This window comes from Nocardia sp. NPDC004604 (assembly GCF_040609795.1).
Lineage (GTDB): Bacteria > Actinomycetota > Actinomycetes > Mycobacteriales > Mycobacteriaceae > Nocardia.
In genome coordinates this window covers 19331-37740 of record NZ_JBEXLC010000082.1, presented here as the reverse complement: position 1 = coordinate 37740, position 18410 = coordinate 19331, and the positions used below count along the sequence as shown (strand labels likewise).

The window sequence follows — 18410 nt, the reverse complement described above, 5'->3', positions numbered from 1 at the left end:
TATTGCTGGTAATTCGTTTAATCATTCGACGACGGTGCCGCGATGACTCGACGGCACGGTCGGCGCCGCTTACCCAGGAGACGAAATGGCCTGGTATGTCTTGCGGCGTCTGCTCCAAATGATCCCCGTCTTCCTCGGGGCGACGCTGCTCATCTATGCACTGGTCTTCCTAGTGCCGGGCGATCCGATCCACGCGCTGGCTGGCGACAAGCCGATGACGCCCGCCGTGGAAGCCCAGCTCCGCGCGCGCTATCACCTGGATCGCCCGTTCTTCGTGCAGTATCTGCTGTATCTGAAGGGCATCTTCACCCTCGATTTCGGTACCGCCTTCTCCGGCCGTCCGGTGCGCGACGAGCTCGCGCGGGCGTTTCCGATCACCATCAAGCTGGCGTTCATGGCGGTGCTCATCGAGGGCGTCTTCGGCGTCATCTTCGGGCTGATCGCAGGTCTGCGCAAGGGCAAACTGTTCGATTCGACGCTGCTGGTGGTCAGCCTGATCATCATCGCGGTGCCGATCTTCGTGATCGGCTTTCTGGCCCAGTTCGTGCTCGGCGTGAAGTGGGGCATCGCACCGGTGACCGTCACCGGTAAGGCGAGCTTCTCCGAACTGTTCGTACCCGCGTTCGTACTCGGGTCCCTGTCGTTCGCCTATGTGCTGCGTCTGACCCGAAACTCGGTGGCGGAGAACATGTCCGCCGACTACGTGCGCACCGCGACCGCGAAGGGGCTGAGTCGGCCCCGGGTGGTCACGGTGCACATTCTGCGCAACTCGATGATCCCGGTGATCACCTTCCTCGGCGCCGATCTCGGTGCGTTGATCGGCGGTGCGGTCGTCACCGAGGGCATCTTCAATATTCCGGGTGTCGGCGGAACGCTGTACCAGGCGATCACCCGCGGTGAACCGCCGACCGTGGTCTCGTTCGTGACCGTGCTGATCGTGATCTTCCTGATCTCGAATCTGCTCATCGACCTGCTCTACGCCGCGCTCGACCCGAGGATCCGATATGCCTGATCTCGATAAGAAGGTTCCGGACAGGCAACCGCATTTCGTGGCTCCGCCCGACGAAGTCGAGGTGCTCGCCACCGATCAGGTCGTCGATACCGGGTCACCGACCAGCATCTGGCAGGATGCGTGGCGCCAGCTGCGTCGCAATCCGATCTTCATCGTCGCCACGGTGCTGATCGTCTTCATCGCCGTCGTCGTGCTCTGGCCCGGCCTGTTCACCGATCAGGATCCGCGCTACTGCAACGGCGATTTCAGCATGGATCCCCGTGGGCCCGGCCATCCCTTCGGATTCGATAAGCAGGGCTGTGATGTCTACACCCGAACCGTTTTCGGCGCACGGGCTTCCGTAATGGCGGGTTTGGGCGCGACGACGGTATTCCTGGTCGTCGGCGGAACGCTCGGGGCGCTCGCGGGCTTCTATGGCGGGTTGCTGGATTCGGTGGTCTCCCGCATCGCGGAGATCTTCTACGCGATTCCGCTCATGCTGGCCGCGATCGTCATCATGCAGCTGCTCGACGCGCGCACGATCTGGACCGTCATCCTGATTCTGGCGGCCTTCACCTGGCCTCAGGCCGCGCGCATCGCGCGCAGTGCGGTGATCGAGGCCAAGAACAGCGAATATGTCACGGCGGCAAAGGCATTGGGGGTCTCCCGAATACGGACGCTGCTGCGCCATGTGCTGCCGAATGCGGCCGGACCACTGATCGTGGTCACCACGATCTGGCTCGGCGCGTTCATCGTCACCGAGGCGACGCTGTCCTACCTCGGCGTCGGTTTGCCGCGCACGATCGTGTCCTGGGGTTCCGATATCAATACCAACCAGCACGAGCTGCGCGGTGGATCGCCGATTTTGTTCTATCCCGCAACGGCCTTGGCGCTCACCGTGCTGAGCTTCATTCTGCTCGGCGACGCGCTGCGGGACGCACTCGATCCGAAGGCGAGGAAGAGGTGACCGCGTCGATGTCCGAGCGACCATTGCTCGAGATCGAGGATCTCAACGTTTGTTTCTCCTCCGAGGGCAAGAAGATTCCGGCGGTGCGCGATGTCAGTCTGTCGGTGTATCCCGGCCAGACCGTCGCGATCGTCGGCGAATCCGGATCCGGGAAGTCCACCACCGCGCACAGCATCATCGACCTGTTGCCCGGCACCGGGAAGGTCACTTCCGGATCTATCGTGTTCGACGGCAAGGATCTGGCCAAGGCGTCGAAGCGGGATGTCGTCGCGGTCCGCGGTAGCGGTATCGGGTTGGTTCCGCAGGATCCGATGTCGAATCTGAATCCGGTGTGGAAGATCGGGTTCCAGATCCGCGAGACCCTGGAGGCCAATGGCATTGCCAAGGGTAAGGCGGCCAAGCAGCGCGCCATCGAACTGCTCGAGGAAGCCGGTATGTCGGATGCGGCGCGCCGGGTCAACCAGTATCCGCACGAATTCTCCGGCGGTATGCGCCAGCGCGCGCTCATCGCCATCGGACTGGCCTGCCGTCCCAAACTGCTGATCGCCGACGAGCCGACCTCGGCCCTCGACGTCACGGTGCAGCGGCAGATCCTCGACCATCTCGACGGACTCACCAGCGAACTCGGCACCGCCGTGCTGCTCATCACCCACGACCTCGGCCTGGCCGCCGAGCGCGCCGAACATCTGGTGGTGATGTATCGCGGCAAGGTGGTGGAATCCGGTCCGGCACTGCAGATTCTGCGTGAACCGCAGCATCTGTACACCAAGAAACTGGTGAATTCGGCCCCTTCGCTGGCCTCGCAACGGCTGTCCTCGGTGCGCGAGCGCATCGAGGTGCGCAAACAGGCCGTCCAGGTCGCCGAGGAGGTCGCGGCCGCCGATACCGAACTCGCGGTGGTCTCCGATGACGTGGTGATCGCGCAGAATCTGACCAAGGCGTTCAAGATTCGGGGCAGCACGCCGTGGAAGTCGACCGATTTCATCGCGGTCGACGATGTGTCGTTCCGCTTGAAGCGCGGCACGACCACGGCCATTGTCGGCGAGTCCGGTTCGGGCAAATCCACGGTGGCGCAGATGGTGCTGGGTCTGCTCGAACCGACGTCGGGTTCGGTGACCTTCGACGGACGTGAAGTGGCGAAGCTGGATCGTAAGGGTGCGTTCGCTTTTCGCCGCCGGGTGCAGCCGATCTTCCAGGACCCCTACGGTTCGCTGGATCCGATGTACTCGATCTACCGGACCATCGAGGAGCCGCTGCGCACGCACAAGATCGGCACCGCCAAACAACGCGAGGCAACGGTGCGCGACCTGCTGGACAAGGTGTCATTGCCGTCCTCGGTGATGCGCCGCTACCCCAATGAACTCTCCGGTGGCCAGCGCCAGCGCGTCGCGGTGGCCCGTGCGCTCGCGCTCTCGCCGGAGGTGGTGGTGTGCGATGAGGCGGTCTCCGCTCTCGACGTACTCGTCCAGGCCCAGATCCTCAAGCTGCTCAACGATTTACAGGCCGAATTGGGTTTGTCCTACCTGTTCATCACCCACGACCTGGCCGTCGTCCGGCAGATCGCCGACGATGTCCTCGTCATGCAATCCGGCAAGATCGTCGAAGCGGCCACCACCAATGAGGTTTTCGACAACCCGCGAGAGGAGTACACCCGTCGCTTGCTCGATGCAATCCCCGGACGGGATCTGCTGGCGGGCTGACCTGCAGTCTGTGCGGCTTACCCCTTGGGTTGGCCGCACAGAGCGAGTCTGGAGCGCACGCGAGGCGTCGGCTTCCGTGCGCTACCCAGTCATCCCGGAGTGAGTCTTACGAGCGAGTAGTTCGCGGCCCGTCTCGCGTCCGCGCGAAAGCGCGGGTATTGGATTCAGCCGAGTCGTCCAAGCGCATGCGACGAAGTCGCGAGTCTCGACGGCGACTGCTTGCAGGTCGCTGAAAGGGGCAGCCGCGAGGCACCAGGTCACCGCGCCCGCGCGGCCGAAAACAGAGCCCGCGAACACGTCGCGTCCTAGCGGCTGCAAAATGACACAGTGACCGATCCGCTACAGCCTCTTGTCGATCTGCCCGGTGTGCGCGAAGCCGCTGATAAAGCGCGCGACGCGCTCGCCGCCGTGCACCGGCACAAGGCGAACCGGCGGGGCTGGCCGACCACGGCGGCCGAGGCGGCGGTGCGCGCGGCCAGGTCATCGGCCGCGATCGAGGGCGCGAGCACCGAACTGCCCGCCGACGGCCGGGTCGCGGATCCGATTCTGGCCGGATCACTGCGGGTCGGGCAGGCCCTCGACGGTGACGCGCTGCGCAACCTGATCGGCACCTGGCAGCGCGCGCCGCTGCAGGCACTGGCCCGGCTGCACCTGCTGGCCGCGGCCGATCTGGTGACCGACGAGTCGCTGCTCGGGCGGCCGCGCGGTGACGGCGGCGTGGCCGAACGGCTCGACCTGCTGGCCCAGACAGTTCTCGGCTCGACGGCTCCCGCACCGGTCATCGCGGCGGTCGTGCACGGGGAGCTGCTGGCATTGCGGCCGTTCGGTACCGCCGACGGCATCGTCGCGCGGGCGGCCTCCCGACTGGTCGCGGCGTCCAGTGGGCTGGATCCGCACAGCCTCGGTGTGCCGGAAGTGTTTTGGTTGCGCCGGCGCCAGCAGTACCTGGATGCGGCGGCCGGATTCGGGTCGGGTGCCGCGGACGCGGTGGGCGGCTGGGTGATCCTGTGCTGCGGCGCCTTCGAGGATGGTGCGCGGGAGGCCACGTCGATCGCCGAAGCGGCGTCGGGCTAGCGCAGATAAGGGGGCCGTACACATCAAAGCGGGCGGCGTTGTCGTTGACGACCTCACCGCCCGCTAGCACGGACTCCGGGTTACCAAGCGTGCTAGGTGGGTTGTGTTCTGCGGCCTCGGCGATAATCCGTACTCCGCCGGTTCATCCCCGCAACCTGTGCGAGGCCCTCGCCGACGATAATCCGTATCTCGCAGGCCCACAACGCTTCTGCCCTTGTCGCGGCGCGCTCCGCGTGGGTGCCTGGTGCCCGTGCTGGGAAGGGTGGGTTGGGAAGCTGAACCTTCTCTTCTGGCTCCGCTCAGGCCTTCCGTCCTTCCGTAGTTACATTTCTACACCTGTGACAGCCTTCACATCAAGGGCTGCGAAAACATTCAATAATCGGCGTGTTTACCGGCGTTTCGTGGTTAAATGCCTGGTCGCAGCGCCCTCTTTGTTATGTCGGCAAACGCCTCCGCAACGCCCCCGAACAGCCCTTCCGCAGGCCCGCGTCGGGGCAGCTATGGCTCAGCGGCGACGGCGCAGCAGCCGGTAACTGATCGCCCCGGCCAGCGCCGCGCTCAACCCGACCGCCGCCGTCGCGGCAAGGGTGGTCGACGAAGGGCTCTGGAAACGCGCCCACAGCGATACCGGGTTGGAGAAGGTGAGGATCGGCCATCCCTTGGCCACCGCCTCGCGGCGCAGATTGCGATCAGGATTCACTGCGGTCGGATGCCCCACCGCGCTCAGCATCGGCACGTCGGTCACCGAATCGGAGTACGCATAACACCGTGTCAGGTCGTAACCCTCACTGGCGGCAAGCTTTTCGATCGCGGTCACCTTACCCGCACCGTAGCAATAGAATTCGACCTCGCCGGTGTAGTGACCGTCCTCGACCACCATCCGAGTGGCGGCGGTGTGCGAGGCCCCGAGCGCCTCGGCGATCGGGGCTACGATCTCCTCGCCCGAGGCCGAAACGATCACCACATCGTGGCCGCGGATCTTATGGTCGGCAATGAGATCGGCTGCCTCGGCGTAGATCAGCGGGTCGACGAGATCATGAAGTGTCTCGGCCACAATGGATTTCACCTGCTCGACGTCCCAGCCTGCGACCATATTGGTCAGGTTGGCGCGCATCCGCTCCATCTGATCGTGGTCGGCGCCCGACAGCATGAACAGGAAGTGCGCATAACTGCTCTCCAGCACTGCGCGCCGGTTCAGCAGGCCCTGTGCGTAGAAGGGCTTACTGAATACATATGTGCTCGACTTCGCGATCACCGTCTTGTCGAGATCGAAGAAGGCGGCGACGCGCTGGCCCCCGGCCATGGGGCGCGTCGTTGCCGTCACGTCCCGTGCCGTCTGGTCCGCGAGCTCTGTCTGGTCGCCATCGGCCGTCACCCGTTCAGAATATGCATGTGCCCCTGACGGTGCCGACCGGACCGTGCGCGGAGTTGGTCGGGCGAGTTTGCCCCGGAGACGCCGGGCCGGTGGCGGCCACAAAGTTGTCCGGCGACAGACTTGCGTTGTGGCCCGGGCTTGGGTGTAGTATTGCTGGCACCTGGACATAGTCCAGGCGCGTTCAGCCCGACCCCCCGGGGCTGAACCCGACGGCCCCAGCCTCCTCCCCCCCCGGCTGGGGCCGTCCTCTATTTCCGGCCAGTTTCCCCGGGTTTCGGCGGTCCGGATTTATCCACACCCCCCGAGTTATCCACATTCGGCATATTGGATCTTCTGCTGCGGCTCGTCATCGAGCACGCTGACCTGCATGAATCTCGAAGTCGCCCCGGCACTCACACCGCCGCCCGCGGTCGTGCTCATCCAGGACATTCGGCTGTGTGACGAGGTGCGCCGGGTCGCCGCGGCCGCCGAGCGTGCTCTCGATGAGCGCGGGCTGCCCGTCGGCCGACATGCCTGGGCCGCCGCGCCGCTGGTGATTCTCGACACAAACGCAGCCCAGAGCTGCGCAGAGGCCGGATATCTCCGGCGTATCGGCATCGTCCTGGTGACCGACGGGGAACCCGGATTGACCGATTGGCAGGCCGCCGCCGCGGTCGGAGCCGAGCGTGTCATCGCGCTGCCGGGTGCGGCGGTCGGGCTTATCGAGAAGTTTGCTGAGCACAGTGAAAACCGCATGGGCGACGGTGTGGTGGTCGCGATCGCGGGCGCGAACGGTGGTGCGGGCGCCTCGACATTGGCCGCTGCGACCGGGCTGCGATCCGCCGCCGAGCGGTTCCGCCGCGACACCGTCCTGATCGATGCCGCACCCCTCGGCGGCGGCCTCGACCTGCTGCTCGGCGTCGAAACCGAGGCCGGACTGCGCTGGTCGGATCTGGTGATCGAGGACGGTCGGGTCTCCGCCGCGGCGCTGCACAGCGCACTGCCCGCGGCGGCGCCGGGACTGGCGGTGCTGTCCTGCGGCCGAGCTGGTGCCGGACGCTTGCCCGTCGACATAGGCCCCGCCGCGATCCGCGCCGTCATCGAAGCAGGCCGTGCCGCAGGCGATTTGGTGATATGCGACATATCCGGCGAACGCGGCCCACATGCCGACCAGATACTCGACGCGGCCGACCTGGTGGTGTTGGTCGTGCCCGCCCGCCTGCGCGCCGTGGCCGCCGCCGAGTCGGTCGCCGCCCATATCGGCCGACGAAATCCGAACCAGGGCTTGATCGTTCGTGGCCCAGCCCCCGGCGGCCTTCGTGGCACCGAGGTCGCCGAGGTCCTCGACCTTCCCCTGCTCGCCGCCGTCCGAGCCCAACCCGGCCTCGCTCCCCGCCTCGAACGCGGCGGCCTAACCCTCCGCCGCGGCCCCCTCCGCGACGCCGCAGACGCCATCCTCACCGTCCTGAGCGCCCCAGCTGGACAGGGATTGCGATGAGCGGCTTCGCGAAATCCGAGACCCCGCCCCGAGTCCGCACTGCCGGTGCGGCGGCGCCCGCGATCCCGCGGTGCCATGACAAGGCGATTGAGTCAATGAAATACCAACTGTCGCAGCGTTATCGGTATGTAGTGCGAGCTGCCTGGTCGGCGCTCGGCGCGAGGAGATCTGCGGCCCTGAAAGGGCGGGCGAGATTCCGGGCATCGCGGCCGGTCCCTGATGTGGGTGCTGGCGCTTCGGTGGGGATGAGTGCATTGGTGGCGTCCGAACTACCGCAGCGGTATCAGAATGCGGTGTGCGCCCGGCCGGTGCAGCGATCTGCGGCGCTGAAGGCGCACGCGACCTGTCGGAGTGCCGGGCAGGCCCTCGATTCGGGTGCTGGTGCTTCGGAGGGGAGGGGTTGGGGATGAGTGCGTTGGTGACGTCGGAGCTGTTGGATCGGGTGCGAGAGCGGCTGGCGGGGGCTTCGGGGGATCCGGATCCGGCGCAGGTGGCGGCAGCCATTCGGGCCGAGGCCGGTGGTGTGCTCGGTGATACGGATCTGCTGCGGGCGTTGCGGTTGTTGCAGACCGAGATGACCGGGGCAGGGCTTTTGGAGCCGCTGCTGCAGGATCCGCGGGTCGCCGATGTGCTGGTGACCGCGCCGGATGCGGTGTGGATCGATCGTGGTCGGGGGCTGGAGCGGACTTCCGTCGCTTTCCCGGATGAGGCGGCGGTGCGCCGATTGGCGCAGCGGCTAGCGCTGTCGGCCGGGCGGCGGCTCGATGATGCGCAGCCATGGGTGGATGGCAGATTGTCGGGAAGGGAAGCGGCGCTGGGGGATTCGTTCGGCGTGCGGCTGCATGCGGTATTGGCCCCGGTAGCGCACGGCGGCACCTGCCTGTCACTGCGAGTGCTGCGCCCGGCAACGCAGGGGCTGGACGCACTGGCGGCAGCCGGTGCGATACCCGCCGACGCGAAACTCCTGCTGGAGCGGATCATTCGGGCCAGACTGGCCTTCCTGGTGGTGGGTGGGACCGGCGCGGGAAAGACCACGCTGCTATCCGGACTGCTGGCCGAAGTGGCCGCGGACGAACGCATCGTCTGCGTCGAGGACGCGGCCGAACTGGCACCGCCTCACCCCCATGTCGTGCGCCTGGTCGCGCGCACCGCGAACGTAGAGGGTGTCGGCGCGGTGACGGTACGCGACCTGGTCCGCCAGGCATTGCGAATGCGCCCCGACCGAATCGTCGTCGGTGAAGTCCGCGGCGCGGAGGTGGTCGACCTACTGACCGCACTGAACACCGGCCACGACGGCGGCGCGGGCACCGTGCACGCGAACTCGCCCCGCGAGGTACCTGCCCGCCTGGAAGCCCTTGCGGCACTGGGCGGTATGGACCGAACAGCCCTGCACAGCCAACTCGCCGCGGCCGTCCAAGTGGTGCTGCACGTCCACCGCCGAGCCGACGGATCCCGTGGCCTCCGCGAAATCGGCATCGTTGACCGCACCCCCCAAGGCCACGTCTGCATAACCGCCGCTTGGCGCGCAGACCAAGCCTCCACCCCGGCCGCCCCTGAGCTGACCCGCCTACTCAACGAACGGCTCGTCCGATGATCGGGGCGCTGATATGTCTGGCCGGGGCGGTGCTGATGGCGCCGGTGTCGAGGTCGCGGCGTCGGTTCATCGGGATGTTCGTCTCGACGGGGGAGCATCAAAAGCTGCGACGCGGCAGTGTGTTTCGAGCTGTGTTCGGTCTTGGGTTGGTGGTGGCGCTTGCTATTGGCGTGGCTCCGCTGCTGGCGGCGGTGTTGGTTGGGGGAACTGTTGGCATTCGGGTTCGGCGGGGGAGTCGGGACCGGCGGCGCGATGTGGAGTGCGCCCGCCTGCTCGATGCGCTCGAGGCGGTCATCGGTGAACTGCGGGTCGGTGCCCATCCGAGTGCTGCGGCGGAGGTTGCCGCACAGGAGTCGCGTGGCGAGGCCGCACGTGTCTTCGCGGTCTGCGCGGCCCGTAGCCGACTAGGCGGCTCCGGCGCGGATGGTCTGCGGCATACCGATTCCATCGTCGATGCCGAACTCGGGCGGATCGCCGACGCATGGCAGGTCGCCGAAAACCACGGCCTTGCCCTCGCTGAGCTACTTTCCGCCGCTCGCACGGACCTATCGGGCCGCATCCGGTTTCGCGCGCGCACCACAGCCGCCCTGGCGGGTGCTCGGGCCACCGCCGCGGTCCTGGCGGGTCTGCCACTGCTGGGTATCGGCCTCGGCCAACTGATGGGCGCCGCCCCACTGCACGTGCTGTTGAGCCCCGGCGCCGGAACAGCACTGCTGCCGCTGGGTGCGGCACTCGCATGCATCGGCTTGCTCTGGACCGACGCGATCACGCGAAAGGTCCTCCTATGAAACGCATCTGGTCGGCGATATCGGTTGTGCACATTTGAAGGGGGGTTCGGGATGATTGGAATTGCCAGTGGGCCAGTGGTTCTGCTCGCTGCGGGGTTGGTGGTGCTGCCGGGGCGGGTCGCGGTGAGTCGACGGCTGCGGGCGCTGCGAGAAGGCGGCTCGCAGTCGATCACCGCAATATCAGGCCGCGGGATCAGCGTAGATCCACTCGCCGCTGCGTCGGTTTTCGACCTATTGGCCGCATGCCTGCGCGCCGGGTTGCCGATGGCGGCCGCGGCGCGCGCAGTGGCACCCGGTGCGCCTGCATCGCTCGGAGCCGCATTGCGCCGGGCCGCTGATCTACTGGCGCTCGGCGCGGACGCGACGATGGCATGGGACCAAGTCGCACGGGACGGCGTGAACCAGCCGGGTGCCGAGGAGGTCGACGCATTGGCGCGCATGGCGCGGCGCTCGGCACGATCGGGCGCCTCGCTCGCCGCCGCCGTCGGCGAACTGGCCGAACAGCGCCGCAACGGCGTCGAGGACGCGGCCGCCGCGCGAGCCGAACGCGCCGGAGTCCTGATCGGCGGCCCGCTCGGCCTCTGCTTCCTCCCCGCCTTCATCTGCCTCGGCATCGTCCCCGTAGTAGTCGGCCTCGCGGGCCGGGTGCTCGGAGGTGGACTGCTGTGAAAACCACACGACCGGGAAGAGCATGTCGGCACGGAGCCGCCGCGTCGACTGGAAAGAGAGGGGAAATCGGTGCGAATCGGGAAGGTGCGGGAACGGGTGGTGCAGATGCTCGGAGCTGTCGGCGTCGAGGTGCGGGCGCGGCTGTTGCAGGCGGTGGTCGCCGAGGACGGGATGAGTACGGCGGAGTATGCGATCGGGACCATTGCGGCGGCCGCGTTCGGGGCCGTGCTGTATGGGGTGGTGACCGGGGACAGCATTGTGAACGCCCTGACGAAGATCATCGACAAGGCGCTCAACACCGCGGTGTAGCCGATGATGATCGTCGATTAAACTATTGCGGTACAACGCATCTCGGTGACGATCGGGGTGCGGTGACGGTTGAGGCGGCGATCGCGCTCGCTGCCATCGTGGTCGCGGTGGTGCTGTGCGTCGGAGCCTTGCTCGCGGCGTCGACGCAGGTGTGCTGTGTCGACGCCGCTCGCGAAGCGGCCCGGCTGGCCGCCCGCGGTGATCAGGCGAATGCGGTGTCGGCGGCGCGGCGGGTTGCTCCACCCGCCGCCGACATCTCGCTGCGCAGTGAGGGCGATCGGGTGGTCGCGACGGTCTCCGGCCGCTCACCCCTGCTGCCACTACTGATGCTGCGTGCCGAGGCCGTGGCCAGCCGCGAGCCGGGAGCCGAGCCGTGACCGACCGCGGCCCGGCAGCCGAAGCCGGTATCCCCGCGGACCCGGCGCAGATGAAGGACTTGGAGGTGCCGCGCCACATCGGCGCGGTGGTAAGGGAGTGCAGTGATCGAGCGGTAGACGCGGCGTCGTCGGACAACGCGCGACGTCGGCGGGTCGACCACCGCCACCGTATGTTCGATGCTCGGTCGGAACGTCGGCGTTTCGCGATCGCGGATGACGGTGTTGCGACGGTGTTCGCGTGCCTGGTGCTCGCGGCGCTGATCGGCGTGACGTTATTGATCGGTCAGGTCGGGGTGGTGATCGTCGGGCGGCATCGGGCACAGGCTGCCGCGGATTTGTCGGCTTTGTCGGCGGCGGGGGAACTGGAGCGTGGGGCAGATGCCGGATGCGCTGCGGCGAGTGAGATCGCATCGCGGATGGGAGTGCGGATTCTGCAGTGCACGGTAGTGCAGTGGGATGCGACTGTCACCGTTGAAGGGAATGTACCAATAGGTCTGTTCGGAAAGCGGACTGTTCGCGCGGTTGCTCGCGCGGGGCCGGTCGAAGTTGGAGTATGACCGGTACATACAGATGTCCGACAGCGGTACGTCGCATCGCTGGAATTCGGTAATTGAGATGGTCGAATAATTGCGGTATTGCATCAATTTACTGAGTGGCCGCAGAACGCAAACTGTGTATCCGCACGTCGGATGCTAATGCCCGTGGCAATAACCCAGTTAACATGAATATATTCCTCTTTAATCGGCGGCTCGGCACGCCTGGGTCTGCCGGGCGCGGCGGGCCGGTCTGTGTCGATCGTCCCTGGTGATCATCTGGCCAACTGGACGAGTGATCACACTCGGAAGTCGGCGCTGTCACGAATCGAATGCGAGGCCTTCACCACGCCGATCAGCCACCTGTTCCGGCCGTCAACTCGCCCAGAATGGCGGCAAGCAGGCGGGCCGCGCCCGCCTTGTCCAGCGGATGGTTGCCATTGCCGCATTTGGGCGACTGCACGCAGGACGGGCAGCCCACCGCACAGGTGCAGCTCTCGATCACCGCGAGCGTCGCCGACAACCAGCGCCGCAGCTGCGCGAATCCACGTTCGGCGAAGCCCGCACCACCTGGCTGTCCGTCATAGACGAACACCGTCGGCAGGCCAGTATCCGGATGCTCGGCGGTGGAGACACCGCCGATATCCCATCGGTCACACGTCGCGACCAGCGGCAATAGGCCGATAGCGGCATGTTCGGCGGCGTGTAGTGCGCCGGGCACCCGCGGCATATCCAGGTCTGCCGCGGCCAGCAGTTCCGGCGTGACGGTGTAGAGCACCGCGCGGGTCGGCAGCGTCTGCGCGGGCAGATCCAGCTCCACCAGGTCCAACACCTCGCCCGTGCGCAGCGTGCGCAGATAACCGATCACCTGGCTGGTGACCCGTACCTGCGCCAATGCCGTGGTTACCCGGCCGTGGATGCGCTGTTCGGTCACTTTGTCGACGGTGATCGAAGTGACCTGCCTGGCACTGGTCGTCCAGCCGGGATCGGTGCCGTGCACGAACGCGACCCCGCCCTCGAAATCCAGCTCATCGACCACGTAGACCTCGCCTTGATGCAGGTGAACCGCACCTTCGTGCAGCGTCGCCCGCGCTCGTCCGGCGTCGGCGGTGCCGAGCAGTCTGCCGGTCTCGCCATCCACGATGGCGATGGGGGTGCCGATGCCCCCGCGCACGTCAACGGCGTCGTGGGGATGCGTTTCGGCCGTCGCGAACCAGCGTGCGCTGCCGTCCCTCGCAACCCCCGTTCGGCGTCGAATCAGTCCTTGACCTGCGAGATCGTTCAGCACCTCGCGCGCGCCGAGCGCGTCGACCTCACCGTCGGTGAGCGGCAGTTCCAGCGCGGCGCACAGCAACTGCGGACCCAATACATAGGGATTGTGCGGATCGGTGATGGTGGCCTCGACCGGCTTGTCCAGCAGCGCCTCCGGATGGTGGACCAGGAAGGTGTCCAGCGGATCGTCCCTGGCCACCAGCAGTACCAGCGATCCCTGCGTGCGCCGCCCCGCCCGCCCTGCCTGCTGCCAGAACGAGGCGACCGTGCCGGGAAAACCCGAGATCACGACGGCATCCAGCCCCGCGATATCGACCCCGAGCTCCAGCGCGTTGGTGGTCGCCGCCCCGAGCAGCGATCCATCGGAGAGCGCGGCCTCCAGTTCGCGCCGATCCTCGGCGAGATAGCCCGCCCGATAGGCGGCGACCCGCTCGCTCAGCGCCGGATCCACCTCGGCGAGCAACCGTCGGGCCTCGATCGCGGTCAATTCCGCGGCTCGTCGCGATCTGACGAAGGTGAGCGTGCGCGCGCCCTCGACCATTAGATCGGCCATGATCCTGGCCGCTTCCGAGGTCGCCGATCTCCGCACCGGCGCACCGTTTTCGCCGGTCAGCGTGGTTAATAGCGGCGGCTCCCACAGTGCGATGGTGCGCGCGCCCCGCGGCGATCCGTCCTCGGTGACCGCGACACACGGGGCGCCGATCAGCCGGGAAGCCGCGGCCGCTGGCTCGGCCGTCGTCGCCGAGCACAGTATGAATACAGGATCCGCGCCGTAATGGGCCGCGATGCGTCGTAGCCTGCGCAGCACCAGCGCCACATGCGAGCCGAATACACCGCGGTAGGCGTGGCATTCGTCCACTACTACATAGCGCAGCCTGCGTAGCACCCTGGCCCAGCGCTGATGCGAGCGCAGCATGCCGACGTGCAGCATGTCCGGATTGGTGAGGATCATCCTGGCATTCGCGCGCACCCATTGCCGGACCTCGGCCTGGGTATCGCCGTCGTAGGTGGCCGGATGGACGTCGCGCAGCGGGCCCTCGTGGGTCAATTCCGCTATTGCCCGCAGCTGATCGGCGCCCAATGCCTTGGTCGGCGCAAGATAAAGGGCGGTGGCGAGCGGATCTTTCCGCAGTGCGGTGAGCACCGGCAGCTGGTAGCCGAGCGACTTCCCGGATGCTGTGCCGGTGCTGACGACGACGTGCCGACCGCTGGCGGCGAGGTCGGCTGTTCTGATCTGATGCGTCCACGGCGCCTCGACCCCGGTGGCGCGCAGCGCGGCGACCACATCGGGCGCTGCCCAATCGGGCCAGGTAGTGGCGGCCGCAGGGCGTGTGGGTAGCTCGACGACGTGGGTGAGGCGGGGGTCATCGTCAGGCCCCCCATTCAGGACACGATTCAGCAACGATCCCCCGTAACTCGAGCCGTTGCTGGGTCGTATCCGAGTTACCGGCTCGGTCGGATTCACGATGCAGACTCCGCGACACGCTGGGAAAGTGTGAAACGTGCGCGCTTGGGAAGTCCCACCTGCCTTTTCGATACCAAATAGCGACCTGGGTCACAGGCTGATTGCCATACGTCGACTCGGTTATCTGAAGGCAAACGAACCTCAAGTCTGGATTCCGGCATTGTGTCCCTCACCTGCGCATTCGCAAGATCAACTTTTTTGCAAATTGTCGGTAACTCGACTGTTGAATTGCTCGAAGACATGGTTCACTAGTTCCTGGTCGCAAGCTTCTGTGTTCGAGGGACGGATCCAAAGTCCAAACCGTCAGCAGGATCGATGTTGCGGCCGGTGTGCTTGGTGCTTTCCTGCAGGGGGAACCAACAGTACAGCGGTCGGAACGGACCCGGTGGATGAACCTACTTGTCCGCCGTTCCGGTAAGAAAAGAGAAGGAACAGAATGGCACAGGGAACTGTGAAGTGGTTCAACGCGGAGAAGGGGTTCGGCTTCATCGCGCCCGAGGACGGCTCCGCTGACGTCTTCGTCCACTACTCCGAGATCCAAGGGTCGGGCTTCCGTACCCTCGAGGAGAACCAGAAGGTCGAGTTCGAGGTTGGCCAGGGCACCAAGGGCCCACAGGCCACCGGAGTTCGCGCGCTCAGCTGAGCGACGCAACGATTCGCTCGTCCCTCACCGCCGGTAACCGGAGGTGAGGGACGAGCCATATCTGGGGTAAGACACAAATGTGACGGGCACCTGCGGGTGTCCCCGCATTGTGATGGGCACTGCATACTGATCAACAGCGACGCAGGTACGCTCTATGGTTCGAGTCGCAAGCGCTCGGCCACACGTCGCGTCAAGGTATAAACGTGTCTGGTGGCAACGTCCTCCCCGTCGCCGCCGCTTGCCCCAGCCGCGCACAGCGTGAAAGAGCGCCGCGCGGGTCGATTAGGAAAGGTGTATTCGCCGGTGGCAACACGAGACCGCGGTGCAGCCGACCAGGGCCGTCCCCTGCGTCGTCTCGTGATCGTCGAGTCCCCGACCAAGGCCCGCAAAATTGCGCCCTATCTCGGCCGCAATTACATGGTCGAGGCCTCGGTCGGTCATATCCGGGACCTGCCGCGCGGTGCGGCGGATGTTCCCGCCAAGTACAAGGGGCAGTCCTGGGCGCGCCTCGGCGTCGACGTCGACAACGACTTCGAGCCGATCTATGTGGTGAGCCCGGATAAGAAGGCCAAGGTCTCCGAGCTCAAGAGTCTGCTGCAGGACGCCGACGAGCTCTATCTCGCCACCGACCCCGACCGCGAGGGCGAGGCCATCGCCTGGCACCTGTTGGAGACGTTGAAGCCCAAGGTGCCGGTGCGACGCATGGTGTTCCACGAGATCACCGAGCCCGCCATCCTGGCCGCCGCGGCCGATACCCGCGATCTGGACAACGATCTGGTCGACGCGCAGGAGACCCGGCGCATCCTGGACCGGTTGTACGGCTACGAGGTCAGCCCCGTGCTGTGGAAGAAGGTCATGCCGCGGTTGTCGGCCGGCCGGGTGCAGTCGGTCGCGACCAGGGTGATCGTGCAGCGCGAGCGTGAGCGGATGGCGTTCCGCTCGGCCGAGTACTGGGATATTGCGGCGAAGCTGGACGCGGGCGGGGAGAACGGCGACGCCACCAATCCGCGGACCTTCGGGGCGCGTCTGGTCACCGTCGATGGGACCAGGGTCGCCACCGGGCGGGACTTCGGTCCGGACGGTCAGCTCAAGGGCAATGGGGTTGTCGTACTCGACGAGCCGTACGCCCGGCGCCTCGCCGAGGCGCTGGAGGGCGCCGATCTGGTGGTCTCCTCCGCGGAGGCCAAACCGTATTCGCGCAAGCCGTACGCGCCGTTCATGACCTCGACACTGCAGCAGGAGGCGGGCCGCAAACTGCGGTTCAACGCCGAGCGCACCATGCGGGTCGCGCAGCGGCTGTACGAAAACGGCTATATCACCTACATGCGTACCGACTCGACCACGCTGTCGGAGTCGGCCATCGCCGCGGCCAGATCGCAGGCGACCCAGCTTTACGGCGCGGAGTACGTGCATCCGACGCCGCGTCAGTACACCCGCAAGGTGAAGAACGCGCAGGAGGCGCACGAGGCGATCCGTCCGGCAGGCGATACCTTCGCGACCCCGGGCCAACTGCACGCGCGGCTGGACAATGACGAGTTCCGGCTCTACGAGCTGATCTGGCAGCGCACGGTCGCCTCGCAGATGGCCGATGCCAGGGGCACCACGCTGACGCTGCGGATCACCGGTATTGCGGGCACCGGTGAGGAATGCGTCTTCTCCGCCTCCGGCCGGACCATCACCTTCCCGGGCTTCCTGAAGGCCTATGTCGAAAGTGTGGACGAGGAGGCGGGTGGTCAGTCCGATGACGCCGAATCCCGGCTGCCCGCACTCGACGAGGGTGAGCGCGTTACCGCGGTCGAGCTGAATCCCGACGGGCACACCACGAATCCGCCCGCGCGGTACACCGAAGCCTCGTTGATCAAGACGCTCGAAGACCTCGGCATCGGTCGACCCTCGACGTATTCGTCGATCATCAAGACGATTCTGGACCGCGGATATGTGTACAAGCGCGGCAGTGCGCTGGTGCCGTCCTGGGTCGCGTTCGCGGTAGTCGGTCTGCTGGAGGCCTATTTCGGGCGACTGGTCGACTTCGACTTCACCGCCGCGATGGAGGACGATCTCGATGCCATCGCCGGTGGACGCGAGCAGCGCGGAAATTGGTTGTCCAGCTTCTATTTCGGCGGCGATCACGGTGTCGAGGGGTCGGTCGCGCGCTCCGGCGGTCTGAAGAAGATGGTCGGTGAGCGGCTCGACGATATCGATGCCCGCGAGGTCAATTCGATCAAGCTGTTCGTCGATGACGCGGGTCGCGACGTCGTGGTCCGGGTCGGCCGCTTCGGGCCGTATCTGGAGCGGATGGTCGCCAATCCCGATGACCCAGAAGGGGATTCGATCTCGCAACGGGCGAATCTGCCCGATGATCTGCCGCCGGACGAGCTGACCGCCGAGGTCGCCGAGAGGCTCTTCTCGACGCCGCAGGAGGGGCGTGCGCTGGGTGTGGATCCAGCGACCGGACACGAAATCGTTGCCAAGGAAGGACGTTTCGGGCCGTACGTCACCGAGATCCTGCCCGAGCCTGCGGACGAGGACGGACCGCCGCCAGCCAAGAAGACCGCGAAAAAGGCTGCGGCGCCGAAGCCGAGGACCGGATCGCTGTTCAAAGATATGGATCTGGCCACGATTACGCTCGACGATGCACTGAAGCTGTTGTCATTGCCGCGCGTTGTCGGCGCCGATCCGACCAGCGGTGAGGAGATCACCGCGCAGAACGGGCGTTACGGACCATATCTGAAGAAGGGCACAGATTCTCGTTCACTGCTCAATGAGGACCAGATCTTCACCGTGACGCTCGACGAGGCATTGAAGATCTATGCCGAGCCCAAGCGACGCGGACGGCAGGCGGCCAGCACCGCGGCGCTGCGCGAGCTCGGCAACGACGCGGCCACCGGCAAGCCGATGGTGATCAAGGATGGCCGTTTCGGTCCGTATGTCACCGACGGTGAGACCAATGCCAGCCTGCGCAAGGGCGATGAGGTCGACTCGATCACCGACGAGCGGGCCTCGGAACTGCTCGCCGACCGGCGCGCGCGTGGTCCGGTGAAGAAGACGGCCAAGAAGGCGGCGGCGAAGAAGACGCCAGCCAAGAAGGCCACGGCCGCGAAGAAGACCGCGACCAAGGCCACGGCGGCCAAGAAGACCGCCGCCAAGAAGGCGGCCGCGAAGAAGTCCTGACGGTT

General features: G+C 66.3%; 15 protein-coding genes. 13 read left to right on the top strand and 2 right to left on the bottom strand.

Going from position 1 to position 18410, the window contains the following annotated elements:
• The first annotated feature begins 85 nt into the window (after window positions 1-85).
• From ABZW16_RS27015 to ABZW16_RS27000, 4 genes are all read left to right on the top strand, one after another.
• A complete protein-coding gene (locus ABZW16_RS27015; RefSeq protein WP_354958852.1) occupies window positions 86-1012 on the top strand; it encodes an ABC transporter permease in 927 nt (308 codons plus the stop codon).
• Complete coding sequence (locus ABZW16_RS27010; protein WP_354958851.1) at window positions 1005-1958, top strand: ABC transporter permease; 954 nt, start codon at window positions 1005-1007, stop codon at window positions 1956-1958. Before ABZW16_RS27015 ends, ABZW16_RS27010 begins: the two co-directional genes overlap by 8 nt.
• Before the next feature lie 8 nt (window positions 1959-1966).
• A complete protein-coding gene (locus ABZW16_RS27005; protein WP_354958850.1) occupies window positions 1967-3658 on the top strand; it encodes an ABC transporter ATP-binding protein in 1692 nt (563 codons plus the stop codon).
• Window positions 3659-3985: 327 nt separating this feature from the next.
• Entirely contained in the window at window positions 3986-4732 is a 747-nt protein-coding gene (locus ABZW16_RS27000; RefSeq protein WP_354958849.1) for an oxidoreductase, read from the top strand.
• A gap of 505 nt (window positions 4733-5237) precedes the next feature.
• Here ABZW16_RS27000 and ABZW16_RS26995 read toward each other — a convergent pair.
• Entirely contained in the window at window positions 5238-6035 is a 798-nt protein-coding gene (locus ABZW16_RS26995; RefSeq protein ID WP_354958857.1) for an HAD-IB family hydrolase, read from the bottom strand.
• Between the two features lie 439 nt (window positions 6036-6474).
• On the opposite strand from ABZW16_RS26995, the gene ssd reads away from it, so the two are divergent.
• The 7 genes from ssd (at window position 6475) to ABZW16_RS26960 (ending at window position 11878) form a co-directional block, all read left to right on the top strand.
• Window positions 6475-7584 carry a septum site-determining protein Ssd gene (gene ssd / locus ABZW16_RS26990; RefSeq protein ID WP_354958848.1) on the top strand — a complete coding sequence of 370 codons (1110 nt, stop codon included), beginning with the start codon at window positions 6475-6477 and terminating at the stop codon, window positions 7582-7584.
• Window positions 7585-7990: 406 nt separating this feature from the next.
• Window positions 7991-9178 carry a TadA family conjugal transfer-associated ATPase gene (locus ABZW16_RS26985; RefSeq protein WP_354958847.1) on the top strand — a complete coding sequence of 396 codons (1188 nt, stop codon included), beginning with the start codon at window positions 7991-7993 and terminating at the stop codon, window positions 9176-9178.
• Window positions 9175-9966, top strand: coding sequence for a type II secretion system F family protein (locus ABZW16_RS26980; protein WP_354958846.1), 792 nt, complete (start codon window positions 9175-9177; stop codon window positions 9964-9966). Before ABZW16_RS26985 ends, ABZW16_RS26980 begins: the two co-directional genes overlap by 4 nt.
• 51 nt (window positions 9967-10017) lie before the next feature.
• Window positions 10018-10635 carry a type II secretion system F family protein gene (locus tag ABZW16_RS26975; protein ID WP_354958845.1) on the top strand — a complete coding sequence of 206 codons (618 nt, stop codon included), beginning with the start codon at window positions 10018-10020 and terminating at the stop codon, window positions 10633-10635.
• Between the two features lie 105 nt (window positions 10636-10740).
• Window positions 10741-10944 carry a DUF4244 domain-containing protein gene (locus ABZW16_RS26970; protein WP_354958856.1) on the top strand — a complete coding sequence of 68 codons (204 nt, stop codon included), beginning with the start codon at window positions 10741-10743 and terminating at the stop codon, window positions 10942-10944.
• Window positions 10945-11006: 62 nt separating this feature from the next.
• Window positions 11007-11321 carry a TadE family type IV pilus minor pilin gene (locus ABZW16_RS26965; RefSeq protein ID WP_354958844.1) on the top strand — a complete coding sequence of 105 codons (315 nt, stop codon included), beginning with the start codon at window positions 11007-11009 and terminating at the stop codon, window positions 11319-11321.
• Window positions 11318-11878, top strand: a complete 561-nt coding sequence (locus tag ABZW16_RS26960; protein WP_354958843.1) for an Rv3654c family TadE-like protein — start codon at window positions 11318-11320, stop codon at window positions 11876-11878. The genes ABZW16_RS26965 and ABZW16_RS26960 overlap by 4 nt, the downstream gene beginning before the upstream one ends.
• Window positions 11879-12209: 331 nt before the next feature.
• On the opposite strand, the gene ABZW16_RS26955 is transcribed toward ABZW16_RS26960, so the two are convergent.
• Complete coding sequence (locus ABZW16_RS26955) at window positions 12210-14528, bottom strand: DEAD/DEAH box helicase (protein WP_354958842.1); 2319 nt, start codon at window positions 14526-14528, stop codon at window positions 12210-12212.
• A gap of 499 nt (window positions 14529-15027) precedes the next feature.
• Here ABZW16_RS26955 and ABZW16_RS26950 point away from each other — a divergent pair, with 499 nt between their 5' ends.
• Both ABZW16_RS26950 and topA read left to right on the top strand, forming a co-directional pair.
• The gene (locus tag ABZW16_RS26950) at window positions 15028-15234 is read left to right on the top strand and encodes a cold-shock protein (protein ID WP_011206895.1); all 207 of its coding nucleotides are present in this window, start codon (window positions 15028-15030) and stop codon (window positions 15232-15234) included.
• Between the two features lie 357 nt (window positions 15235-15591).
• Window positions 15592-18405, top strand: a complete 2814-nt coding sequence (topA, locus tag ABZW16_RS26945) for a type I DNA topoisomerase (RefSeq protein ID WP_354958855.1) — start codon at window positions 15592-15594, stop codon at window positions 18403-18405.
• Window positions 18406-18410: the final 5 nt, after the last annotated feature.